Raw genomic sequence first — 11753 nt, 5'->3', positions numbered from 1 at the left:
ATCGCCCCGGCCCGCGTCGCCGAGCAGCTCGCGAGCTGCGCGCCCGGCTGGCCTGAGCCCCCGTGGCGTCCCCTCGGCGCGGCGCTAGGCTCGCAGCATGACCATCGCGATCGCCTACCGGCCCGACGACTACGGCCGGGCGGCCGTCGAGTTCGCCGTGGAGGAGGCGCTGCGCCGTGACGCGACGGTGCTCGTGGTGAACGTCGTCGGACCCGGGCCGGACGGCACCACGCCGCCGCCGGCCGACCTGTCCGACGTCACCGCGCGGCTCGACCGCGCCGGCATCGCGCACGACGTCGCGCAGGTCGAGGACCCCGACGTCGTGGGGGCCGTCGTCGACGTCCTGGAGGACCGCGGCGCCGAGCTGCTCGTCATCGGCCTGCGCAAGCGCACCCCCGTCGGCAAGCTGATCATGGGCGCCGTCGCCCAGCGGCTCATGCTCGACACGTCCATCCCGGTCGTGGCGGTCAAGGCGCCCTGAGCGAGCTGCCCGTCCTCGCCGACGCCCGGTCCCTGCTCGGCCGTGCGCTGGTCGGTCATGGCGTCACCGTCGTCATCACCGAGGTCGAGGCCTACGCCGGGCCGCTCGACCCGGCCTCGCACGCCTACACCCGCACGCCGCGCTCGGACATCATGTACGGCCCGCCGTGGCGGCTGTACGTGTACCGCTCGTACGGCCTGCACCACTGCGCCAACGTCGTGACGAGCCCGGAGGGGGAGGCGTCCGCCGTGCTGGTGCGCGCCGGACGCGTCATCGAGGGCCTCGAGCTGGCCCGCGAGCGCCGGGGACCGCGGGTGAGCGACGCCGGCCTGGCCCGCGGACCGGGCAACCTGGCCGAGGCGCTCGGCATCACGCTCGAGGACAAGGGCACCGACCTGCTCGACCCGGAGCCGGTGCACCTGGGGGAGCGGGTCGAGGAGCCGGCGCACGTCGTGGCCGGGCCCCGCGTGGGGTGTTGAAGGCTGCCGACGCGCCGTGGCGCTTCTGGGTGGCCGGCGACCCGACGGTCAGCGCCTACCGGCGCTCGCCGCGAGCACCACGCGCCTCGTCGCTCTCCTGAGCCTGCGCGGCCTCCGGGGCGGGGAGCTCGCAGACGCCGTCCACGCACACCGGAGCGTCCTGCTCGCCGACCATCTGGAACGGCCCGCTCATCGTTCCTGCACCGCCTGGGTGATGGCCGCGGCGAACGTCTCGGGGGACTGGGCGCCGGAGACGCCGTACCGGCCGTCGACGACGTAGAACGGCACGCCGCCGATGCCGTACCGCATCGCTTGGTCGACGTCGGCCTGGACGGCATCGGCGTACGTGCCGGCCTCGAGCTCCTTCACGACGGTGTCGCGGTCGAGCCCGACCTCGGCGGCGAGGTCGGCGAGGTCCTCGACCCGGCCGACGTGGCGGCCCTGCTCGAAGTAGGCGCTCAGCAGGCGCTCCTTCATGGCCGCCTGGACGCCGTGCGCCTTGGCCAGGTGCAGCAGCTCGTGCGCCTTGCGGGTGTTGGTGTGCTGCAGGGCGTCGAAGTCGTACGCGAGGCCCTCGCCGGCGGCCACCTGCGTCATCTGGCCGAGCATCTGCTCGACCTGCGCCGCGGGCATGCCCTTGTGGCCGGCCAGGAAGTCGACCTCGCTGCCCTCGAAGTCGACCGGGGTGTCCGGTGCGAGCTCGAAGGAGTGGTACTCGACCTCGACCTCGACGTCCGGGCCGAGCGAGGCGACGCCCGCCTCGAAGCGACGCTTGCCGACGAAGCACCAGGGGCACGCGACGTCGGACCAGACGTCGATCTTCACGTGTTCACTCACGCCAGCACGAACCTGCGCCCTTCCGGCGGTATTCCCTGGATAGGCTCGAGACGCCGCGACCGTCGCGGCGCACCAAGAGAAGGAACACCTGTGACTCACGTGATCGACGACCTCGACGCGCGCGGCCTGATCGCGCACTCGACCGACCTGGACGCGCTCCGGGACGAGATGAGCGCCGGGCCGATCACGTACTACGTGGGCTTCGACCCCACGGCGCCGTCGCTGCACGTCGGCAACCTGCTGCAGCTGCTGACCGCCCGCCGCCTGCAGCTGGCCGGGCACCGGCCGATCCTGCTGGTCGGCGGGTCCACCGGCCTCATCGGCGACCCCAAGCAGAGCGGCGAGCGGGTGATGAACTCCAAGGACACGGTGGCGCAGTGGGTCGAGCGGATCCGCGGCCAGGTCTCGCGCTTCGTCTCGCTCGAGGGCGACAACGGTGCCGTGCTGGTGAACAACCTCGACTGGACGCAGTCCCTGTCGACCGTCGACTTCCTGCGCGACATCGGCAAGCACTTCCCGGTCAACCGGATGCTGGCCCGCGACGTCGTGGCCAGCCGGCTGGAGTCCGGCATCAGCTACACCGAGTTCAGCTACGTCCTGCTCCAGGCCATGGACTACCTCGAGCTGCACCGGCGCCACGGCTGCGCGCTGCAGACCGGCGGCAGCGACCAGTGGGGCAACATCACCGCCGGCGTCGAGCTCGTCCGCCGGGCCGACGGCGACCGCGTCCACGCGCTGGCCACGCCGCTCATCACGAAGGCCGACGGCACGAAGTTCGGCAAGACCGAGTCCGGCACCATCTGGCTCGACCCGACGCTCATGAGCCCGTACGCCTTCTACCAGTCCTGGATCCAGCCGAGGACGTCAAGGTGGGGGAGTACCTCAAGCAGTTCACCTTCCTGCCGCTCGAGGAGATCGACCGGGTCATGGCCGAGCACCAGGAGCGTCCCGGCGCCCGGGCCGCCCAGCGGCTGCTCGCCGCCGAGCTGACGACCCTCGTCCACGGCGAGGACGAGCTGCGGGCCGCCGAGCTCGCCTCGCAGGCGTTGTTCGGCCGCGGTGACCTGGCCGAGCTGCCGGCCTCGACCCTGGAGGCCGCGCTGCGCGAGGCCGGGGGAGTCGAGCTCGAGGGAGGCGCCGACTCGTCGACGCCGCTGCTGGGCGCCGGCCTCGTGGACAGCAAGTCTGCGGGACGTCGCGCGGTGTCCGAGGGCGGGGCGTACGTCAACAACGAGCGCGTCGAGGACCCCGACCAGTCGCTCGCCGGCCACGGCGTGGGCGACTCCGGCTGGGTGGTCCTGCGCAAGGGCAAGCGGGCCGTCTCCGGCGTCCGGCTGCCCTGAGCCAGTCCCGGGGGTCGTGGAGGGCCACGATCCCCGGGATTCCGGGGATTTTCGGGGTGTGGCCACGGACACAGGGACCCCGATTTGACCTTCGGGGAAACGGGTGTGTAATGTTCTTCTTGTTGCACCGCACGGCGGGGCGGAAGGCCGAGAGGCTGGCCGCCCGGTGGGTGTGACGCTGTCTCAACCGAAACGGCTGATCCCGAACCTTCAGTGTGTTCTGGGCAGGTCGCCGAAAACGCGGGACATGATCTAGCCCCGTTCAGGGCTTCTCTTTGTGGGGAGTTTCTGGGTGGTGTGCGTCTGATCCTTGAGAACTCAACAGTGTGCAATAGTCGACGAGATTAATTAGTAGTAACCCCCGTCGGCAGCGATCCGGGCTTCGGTCTGGTTGTTGTTGGCGTAGGTTAATTCCGACAAATTGTTTGTCAGCAAACAGTTCGTCAGGAATCAAAACGATGTTGGCCCCTTCTGGGGTTTTTCAACGGAGAGTTTGATCCTGGCTCAGGACGAACGCTGGCGGCGTGCTTAACACATGCAAGTCGAGCGGTAAGGCCCTTTCGGGGGTACACGAGCGGCGAACGGGTGAGTAACACGTGAGCAATCTGCCCCTGTCTCTGGGATAACCACTGGAAACGGTGGCTAATACCGGATATGACCTCCCTTCGCATGTTGGGTGGTGGAAAAGTCCGCTGGACAGGGATGAGCTCGCGGCCTATCAGCTTGTTGGTGGGGTAATGGCCTACCAAGGCGACGACGGGTAGCCGGCCTGAGAGGGTGACCGGCCACACTGGGACTGAGACACGGCCCAGACTCCTACGGGAGGCAGCAGTGGGGAATATTGGACAATGGGCGAAAGCCTGATCCAGCAACGCCGCGTGAGGGATGACGGCCTTCGGGTTGTAAACCTCTTTCAGCAGGGACGAAGCGAAAGTGACGGTACCTGCAGAAGAAGGACCGGCCAACTACGTGCCAGCAGCCGCGGTAATACGTAGGGTCCGAGCGTTGTCCGGAATTATTGGGCGTAAAGGGCTCGTAGGCGGTTTGTCACGTCGGGAGTGAAAACTCAGGGCTTAACCCTGAGCGTGCTTCCGATACGGGCTGACTAGAGGGATGCAGGGGAGAACGGAATTCCTGGTGTAGCGGTGGAATGCGCAGATATCAGGAGGAACACCGGTGGCGAAGGCGGTTCTCTGGGCATTTCCTGACGCTGAGGAGCGAAAGCATGGGGAGCGAACAGGATTAGATACCCTGGTAGTCCATGCCGTAAACGTTGGGCGCTAGGTGTGGGGACCTTCCACGGTTTCCGTGCCGCAGCTAACGCATTAAGCGCCCCGCCTGGGGAGTACGGCCGCAAGGCTAAAACTCAAAGGAATTGACGGGGGCCCGCACAAGCGGCGGAGCATGCTGATTAATTCGATGCAACGCGAAGAACCTTACCTGGGTTTGACATATGCCGGAAAGCGCTAGAGATAGTGCCCCTTTTAGTCGGTATACAGGTGGTGCATGGCTGTCGTCAGCTCGTGTCGTGAGATGTTGGGTTAAGTCCCGCAACGAGCGCAACCCTCGTCCTATGTTGCCAGCACGTCATGGTGGGGACTCATAGGAGACTGCCGGGGTCAACTCGGAGGAAGGTGGGGATGACGTCAAGTCATCATGCCCCTTATGTCCAGGGCTTCAAGCATGCTACAATGGCCGGTACAATGGGCTGCGATACCGCGAGGTGGAGCGAATCCCAAAAAGCCGGTCTCAGTTCGGATTGGGGTCTGCAACTCGACCCCATGAAGTCGGAGTCGCTAGTAATCGCAGATCAGCAACGCTGCGGTGAATACGTTCCCGGGCCTTGTACACACCGCCCGTCACGTCATGAAAGTCGGCAACACCCGAAGCCGGTGGCCTAACCCTTGTGGAGGGAGCCGTCGAAGGTGGGGCTGGCGATTGGGACGAAGTCGTAACAAGGTAGCCGTACCGGAAGGTGCGGCTGGATCACCTCCTTTCTAAGGAGCATCTGGCCCGCAGACATGGTCTGTGTGGTCCATTGAGTCGTTGACCAGCCGAATGTGCTGGTGCGGTCTCAGCTCACTAGTGGACGTCGACTATGACCTGCTCGGACGAGCCTGGGTCTCTAGTACTGCCGGCTTGCCGGCGTGGAACGGGGCTGAGGTGGGTCGGGGCTGGGTCTGCACACTGTTGGGTCCTGAGGGATCAGGTCTTCGGACTGGATCTCTTCGGATCGTCTCTTCCGAGCGAACCGCCGGTCACCTTCGGGTGGAGGGTAGGCGTCGGGTCGAGGGGCGGGACCGGTCGTATTTTGAGAACTTCACAGTGGACGCGAGCATCTTTGTAGAAACAACAAGCTACTAAGTGCACATGGTGGATGCCTTGGCATCGAGAGCCGATGAAGGACGTAGGAGTCTGCGATAAGCCCCGGGGAGCTGACAACCGAGCTGTGATCCGGGGGTGTCCGAATGGGGAAACCCGGCTGGAGGAAAGTCCAGTCACCTCTACCTGAACACATAGGGTAGTTGGAGGGAACGCGGGGAAGTGAAACATCTCAGTACCCGCAGGAAGAGAAAACAACAGTGATTCCGGGAGTAGTGGCGAGCGAAACTGGAAGAGGCTAAACCTCAAGTATGTGATAGCCGGCGGGCGTTGTACTTGGGGGGTTGTGGGGCCGCATGGTCTGTTCTGCCGGACAGACGAAGAGTCATAAACCATGAGTGAAGTCGAGACGGCTGGAAAGTCGTGGCACAGAGGGTGATACCCCCGTAGACGTAAGCTCATGGCTCTTGTGCGTGACCCCGAGTAACACCGAACCCCTGAAATTCGGTGTGAATCTGGCGGGACCACCCGTTAAGCCTAAATACTCCTCGATGACCGATAGCGGACTAGTACCGTGAGGGAAAGGTGAAAAGTACCCCGGGAGGGGAGTGAAATAGTACCTGAAACCATGTGCATACAAGCCGTCGGAGCCTTTCGGGGTGACGGCGTGCCTTTTGAAGAATGAGCCTGCGAGTTAGCGTTGTGTAGCGAGGTTAAGGCGTGAGCCGTAGCCGTAGCGAAAGCGAGTCCGAACAGGGCGGCTGAGTTGCACGATCTAGACCCGAAGCGGAGTGATCTATCCATGGGCAGGTTGAAGCGCGGGTAAGACCGCGTGGAGGACCGAACCCACCTAGGTTAAAAACTGGGGGGATGACCTGTGGATAGGGGTGAAAGGCCAATCAAACTCCGTGATAGCTGGTTCTCCCCGAAATGCATTTAGGTGCAGCGTCACGTGTTTCTTGCCGGAGGTAGAGCACTGGATGGGCTAGGGGGCTTACCAGCTTACTGAACTCAACCAAACTCCGAATGCCGGTAAGTGAGAGCGTGGCAGTGAGACTGCGGGGGATAAGCTCCGTAGTCGAGAGGGAAACAGCCCAGACCATCAGCTAAGGCCCCTAAGCGGTTACTAAGTGGAAAAGGATGTGGAGTCGCATAGACAACCAGGAGGTTGGCTTAGAAGCAGCCATCCTTGAAAGAGTGCGTAATAGCTCACTGGTCAAGTGATTCTGCGCCGACAATTTAGCGGGGCTCAAGTAATCCGCCGAAGCTATGGCATTCACGCGTGTACCAGGCCTTCGTGGTCCAGGTGCGTGGATGGGTAGGGGAGCGTCGTGTCGGGAGTGAAGCGGCGGGGTGACCCAGCCGTGGACGCGACACGAGTGAGAATGCAGGCATGAGTAGCGAATGAAGAGTGAGAAACTCTTCCACCGGATGACCAAGGGTTCCAGGGTCAAGCTAATCTTCCCTGGGTAAGTCGGGACCTAAGGCGAGGCCGACAGGCGTAGTCGATGGACAACGGGCTGATATTCCCGTACCGGCGTTGAACCGCCCATGCTGAATCCAGTGATGCTAAGGGCCCGAAACGTACCTAAAGCCACTTCGGTGGCTATGGTGCGCGTAGCGCCTGACCCGAGCTGGTAGTAGGCAAGCAATGGTGTGACGCAGGAAGGTAGCTCAACCGCGGCGATGGTAGACCGCGGGCAAGGTCGTAGGACGAACGGTAGGCAAATCCGCCGTTCATGTGTCTGAGAGCTGATGCCGAGACGATTGAGTCGAAGTGAGTGATCCTATGCTGCCGAGAAAAGCATCTAGCGAGGTTCAGAGCCGCCCGTACCCCAAACCGACTCAGGTGGTCAGGTAGAGAATACTAAGGTGATCGAGTGAACCATGGTTAAGGAACTCGGCAAAATGCCCCCGTAACTTCGGGAGAAGGGGGGCCGGATTCGTGAGTGGACTTGCTCCACGAAGCGTTGAAGGCCGCAGAGACCAGGCCCAAGCGACTGTTTACTAAAAACACAGGTCCGTGCTAAGTCGAAAGACGCCGTATACGGACTGACTCCTGCCCGGTGCTGGAAGGTTAAGGGGACGTGTTAGCGCAAGCGAAGCACAGAACTTAAGCCCCAGTAAACGGCGGTGGTAACTATAACCATCCTAAGGTAGCGAAATTCCTTGTCGGGTAAGTTCCGACCTGCACGAATGGAGTAACGACTTGGGCGCTGTCTCAACCATGGACTCGGCGAAATTGCACTACGAGTAAAGATGCTCGTTACGCGCGGCAGGACGGAAAGACCCCGGGACCTTTACTATAGTTTGGTATTGGTGTTTGGTTCAGTTTGTGTAGGATAGGTGGGAGACTGTGAAGCATTCACGCCAGTGAGTGTGGAGTCATCGTTGAAATACCACTCTGACTGTACTAGATATCTAACCTAGGTCCGTGATCCGGATCAGGGACAGTGCCTGATGGGTAGTTTAACTGGGGCGGTTGCCTCCTAAAATGTAACGGAGGCGCCCAAAGGTTCCCTCAGCCTGGTTGGCAATCAGGTTTCGAGTGTAAGTGCACAAGGGAGCTTGACTGTGAGAGTGACAGCTCGAGCAGGGACGAAAGTCGGGACTAGTGATCCGGCGCTGGCAAGTGGAAGCGGCGTCGCTCAACGGATAAAAGGTACCCCGGGGATAACAGGCTGATCTTCCCCAAGAGTCCATATCGACGGGATGGTTTGGCACCTCGATGTCGGCTCGTCGCATCCTGGGGCCGTAGCAGGTCCCAAGGGTTGGGCTGTTCGCCCATTAAAGCGGCACGCGAGCTGGGTTTAGAACGTCGTGAGACAGTTCGGTCCCTATCCGCCGCGCGCGTTGGAAACTTGAGAAAGGCTGTCCCTAGTACGAGAGGACCGGGATGGACGAACCTCTGGTGTGGCAGTTGTTCCGCCAGGAGCACCGCTGCTTAGCTACGTTCGGAAGTGATAACCGCTGAAAGCATCTAAGCGGGAAGCATGTTTCAAGATGAGGTTTCCCACTCCCTCGAGGAGGTAAGGCCCCCAGCAGACCACTGGGTTGATAGGCCGGAGGTGGAAGCACAGCAATGTGTGTAGCCGACCGGTACTAATAGGCCGAGGGCTTGTTACCTACACAAGTTCTGCATACGCGTCCACTGTGAGGTTCCCGAGATACGAACGGGAACCACCCACACCCACGGGTGTGACTGGTTTTGATATCTCCATAGAGTTTCGGCGACCATGGCGAGAGGGAAACACCCGGCAACATTCCGAACCCGGAAGTTAAGCCTCTCAGCGCCGATGGTACTGCCCCCGGGAGGGGGTGGGAGAGTAGGACGTCGCCGGACAACCTTTAGAGCGCGAGGCCGCCCCAACACACCGGGGCGGCCTCGCCGCCACTTCTGGACCCCCTGGTTCCGGGACGAGAGGAGGGCCCACCGCCTGCGCGGTGGGCCCTTCGTCGTTCGTCCGGGTCAGAGGCGCTCGGCCACCCAGTCGATGCAGGCGGTGAGCCGGCGGACGTCGTCGGGCTCGATCGCCGGGAACAGCGCCACCCGCAGCTGGTTGCGGCCGAGCCCGCGGTAGCTGTCGACGTCGACGACCCCGTTCTCGCGCAGGACGCCGGTGAGCGTCTTCTGGTCGACGCCGTCGAGGTCGATCGTGCCCACGACGTGTGACCGGTCGGCCGGGTCCGGCACGAACGGGCGGGCGTACGAGGACGCCTCGGCCCAGTCGTAGAGGATGCGGGCCGACTCGCGCGTGCGGGCGACCGCCCAGTCCAGGCCGCCCCGCTCGTTGAGCCAGCGCACCTGGTCGTCGAGCAGGAACAGGGTGGCCAGCGCCGGGGTGTTGTAGGTCTGGTCCTTGCGCGAGTTGTCGATCGCGGTCGGCAGGTCCAGGAACCCGGGCACGTAGCGGCCCTGGGCCTGGATGCGCCCGGCCCGCTCGATCGCGGCCGGCGACATGATCGCGATCCACAGGCCGCCGTCGGACGCGAACGTCTTCTGCGGGGCGAAGTAGTAGACGTCGGTCTGCGTCAGGTCGACCGGGAGCCCGCCGGCCCCGGACGTGGCGTCGACGAGGACGAGCGCGTCGTCGTCGGCGCCCGGCACCCGTTGCACGGGGACCATGACGCCGGTGGACGTCTCGTTGTGCGCCCACGCGTAGACGTCGACGCCCTCCTCGGCGACCGGGTCCGGGTGCGTGGACGGGTCGGACTCGAGGATCGTCGGCTCGTCGACGAACGGGGCGCGCTGCACGGCGGTCGCGAACTTGCGCGAGAACTCGCCGTGCACGAGGTGCTGGGCGCGGCGGTGCACGAGGCCGAACGTCGCGGCGTCGAAGAAGGCGTGCGAGCCGCCCACGCCCAGGACGACCTCGTAGCCGTCGGGCAGCGAGAACAGGTCGCCCAGGCCGGCACGGATGCTGCCGACGAGATTCTTGACCGGGGCCTGCCGGTGGGACGTGCCCATCAGCGTCGTGCCCGTGGCCGCCAGCGCGTCCAGGGCCTCGGCGCGGACCTTCGAGGGTCCGGAGCCGAACCGTCCGTCGATGGGCAGGAGCTCGGTGGGGATCTGCACGGCCCCATTCTCGCAGGCCTCGTCAGTGGACTACCTCACATGCCGCAGCACGGGACGCTCCGTACGATGCGGCTATGGTCCCCGAACCCCCTGTCGACGCCGACGCCCTCCAGATCCCGCTCGCCGAAGGCGCGGAGCACACGCGCGAGGAGTGGGAGAAGGCGACCGCGGCGGTGCTCCGGAAGACCGGACGCCTGGCCGACGACGCGCCCGACGCGGACGTCTGGGCGCGCCTGGCGACCACGACGCTCGACGGCATCGACGTGACGCCGCTCGGGACCCCCGAGCTCGTCGCCCGGCTCTCCGACCCGGGCCTCCCCGGGCAGGCGCCGTACACGCGCGGCGCACGGACGAAGGCGCCCGAGGACGCGTGGGACGTGCGCGCCTGCTTCGCCGACCCGGAGCCGAAGGTGACGCGGGACCACGTCGTCACCGACCTGGAGAACGGCGTCACGTCGCTGTGGCTGCAGGTCGGGGAGGGGGAGATCGACCCCGCCGACCTGGCCACGGTGCTCGAGCCGGTGTTCGTCGACCTGGCGCCGGTGGTGCTGGACGCGCCGACCGTCCCGGTCGACGCGGCCCGGGCTCTCGTCGCGGTCCTCGAGGACAAGGGCGTGACCGCGGCCGCCGGCACCTCGTTCGGTGCGACCCGATCGGGAACCGGCTCCGCGGCCACGGCGTGACCGAGCTCGACGTCGTCGACGAGGTGGCCTCGCTGGCCGTCCGGGCCGGCGTCCGCGCCCTCACCGTCGACGCACCGCGGTGCACGACCTGGGCGGCTCGGACGTGCAGGAGCTGGCCTACGTGGTCGCCGCCGGCGTCGCCTACCTGCGGCTGTTGACCGACGCCGACTCCACGGCCGGTCACGACGTCGACGCCGCCGCCGGGCTGCTCGACTTCCGTCTGGCCGCGACCGACGAGCAGCTGCTCACCATCGCCAAGCTGCGCGCGGCCCGCCGGCTCTGGGCGCGCGTCGCCGAGCTCAGCGGCATCGCCGAGGCCCACCGCGGCATGGTGCAGCACGCCGTCACGTCGCGGCCGATGATGACCCGCTACGACCCCTACGTGAACATGCTGCGCACGACCGTGGCCGCGTTCGCCGCCGGCGTCGGCGGGGCGGAGTCGGTCACCGTGCTGCCGTTCGACGAGCGCCTCGGCCTGCCCGAGCCGTTCAGCCGCCGCATCGCGCGCAACACGTCCAGCCTGCTCATCGAGGAGTCGCACGTCGGGGCGGTCACCGACCCGGCGGGCGGCTCGTACGCGATGGAGAAGCTGACCGACGACCTGGCCCGCGCGGCCTGGGACCTGTTCGGCGAGATCGAGGCGGCCGGCGGCGTCCTGGCCGCCCTCGACCTGCTGCGCGACCGCATCGCCGGCACGGTCTCCGAGCGGGCCCTGCAGGTCGCCCGCCGCCAGCGGCCGATCACCGGGGTCAGCGAGTTCCCGCACCTGCGCGAGGAGCTGCCCGAGCGCCGCCCGTCGACGTCGACCCGGCCCGAGCCGCACCGCTACGCCGCCGAGTTCGAGCAGATGCGCGACGAACCGGTGCCGCAGCCGGTCTTCCTGGCCACGATGGGCCCCATCGCCCAGCACACCGCCCGGGCCACCTTCGCCAGCAACCTGCTCGCCGCCGGTGGCATCGACGCGGTCGTGGCGGGCGCGACCGCCGACGTGGACGCGGTCGTCGCCGCCTACGCCGAGGCCGGACGCCCGCC

7 protein-coding genes, 3 rRNA genes and 1 pseudogene are annotated in these 11753 nt (G+C 65.5%); 8 read left to right on the top strand and 3 right to left on the bottom strand.

The window, feature by feature from the left end:
- The first annotated feature begins 97 nt into the window (after window positions 1-97).
- Both AC2W7G_RS03600 and AC2W7G_RS03595 read left to right on the top strand, forming a co-directional pair.
- Window positions 98-481 (top strand): universal stress protein, encoded by a 384-nt coding sequence (locus AC2W7G_RS03600; RefSeq protein ID WP_485867233.1) that lies wholly within the window; start codon window positions 98-100, stop codon window positions 479-481.
- Window positions 478-960, top strand: coding sequence for a DNA-3-methyladenine glycosylase (locus AC2W7G_RS03595; RefSeq protein WP_485867234.1), 483 nt, complete (start codon window positions 478-480; stop codon window positions 958-960). Before AC2W7G_RS03600 ends, AC2W7G_RS03595 begins: the two co-directional genes overlap by 4 nt.
- Window positions 961-1015: 55 nt before the next feature.
- On the opposite strand, the gene AC2W7G_RS03590 is transcribed toward AC2W7G_RS03595, so the two are convergent.
- On the bottom strand, window positions 1016-1153 hold the full coding sequence (locus AC2W7G_RS03590) for a hypothetical protein (protein WP_485867232.1): 138 nt from the start codon (window positions 1151-1153) through the stop codon (window positions 1016-1018).
- Window positions 1150-1797: a DsbA family oxidoreductase gene (locus tag AC2W7G_RS03585; protein WP_485867231.1), complete on the bottom strand. Its 648-nt coding sequence runs from the start codon at window positions 1795-1797 to the stop codon at window positions 1150-1152. The genes AC2W7G_RS03590 and AC2W7G_RS03585 overlap by 4 nt, the downstream gene beginning before the upstream one ends.
- Window positions 1798-1887: 90 nt before the next feature.
- Between AC2W7G_RS03585 and tyrS the strand changes: the two are divergent.
- The 4 genes and pseudogenes from tyrS to rrf all read left to right on the top strand — a co-directional run bounded on the left by tyrS (window position 1888) and on the right by rrf (window position 8805).
- Window positions 1888-3140, top strand: a pseudogene (tyrS, locus tag AC2W7G_RS03580) (tyrosine--tRNA ligase).
- A 481-nt stretch (window positions 3141-3621) separates the two neighbouring features.
- Window positions 3622-5137, top strand: a 16S ribosomal RNA gene (locus AC2W7G_RS03575).
- Between the two features lie 353 nt (window positions 5138-5490).
- Window positions 5491-8588: ribosomal RNA gene (locus AC2W7G_RS03570) — 23S ribosomal RNA — on the top strand.
- Between the two features lie 100 nt (window positions 8589-8688).
- Window positions 8689-8805 (top strand): 5S ribosomal RNA (rrf, locus tag AC2W7G_RS03565).
- Together the 16S, 23S and 5S rRNA genes form the textbook arrangement of a ribosomal RNA operon.
- Before the next feature lie 126 nt (window positions 8806-8931).
- On the opposite strand, the gene serC is transcribed toward rrf, so the two are convergent.
- Entirely contained in the window at window positions 8932-10038 is a 1107-nt protein-coding gene (gene serC, locus AC2W7G_RS03560; RefSeq protein ID WP_485867230.1) for a phosphoserine transaminase, read from the bottom strand.
- A 74-nt stretch (window positions 10039-10112) separates the two neighbouring features.
- On the opposite strand from serC, the gene AC2W7G_RS03555 reads away from it, so the two are divergent.
- Window positions 10113-10721, top strand: a complete 609-nt coding sequence (locus AC2W7G_RS03555) for a hypothetical protein (RefSeq protein ID WP_485867229.1) — start codon at window positions 10113-10115, stop codon at window positions 10719-10721.
- Window positions 10722-10800: 79 nt separating this feature from the next.
- Window positions 10801-11753 (top strand): methylmalonyl-CoA mutase family protein (locus AC2W7G_RS03550; RefSeq protein WP_485867228.1); only part of this gene is annotated, 953 nt, incomplete at its 3' end.

It is taken from the genome of Aeromicrobium sp. PFPM2_SD2, assembly GCF_057364525.1.
Note: the sequence above shows the minus strand (reverse complement) of the source record. Positions and strands in the feature narration are given on the sequence as shown.

Excerpts from the sequence above, each read along its gene's own strand:
- AC2W7G_RS03600 (WP_485867233.1), top strand. The coding sequence starts at position 98 with ATGACCATCGCGATCGCCTACCGGCCCGACGACTACGGCCGGGCGGCC.
- AC2W7G_RS03590 (WP_485867232.1), bottom strand. The coding sequence starts at position 1,153 with ATGAGCGGGCCGTTCCAGATGGTCGGCGAGCAGGACGCTCCGGTGTGC.
- AC2W7G_RS03555 (WP_485867229.1), top strand. The coding sequence starts at position 10,113 with ATGGTCCCCGAACCCCCTGTCGACGCCGACGCCCTCCAGATCCCGCTC.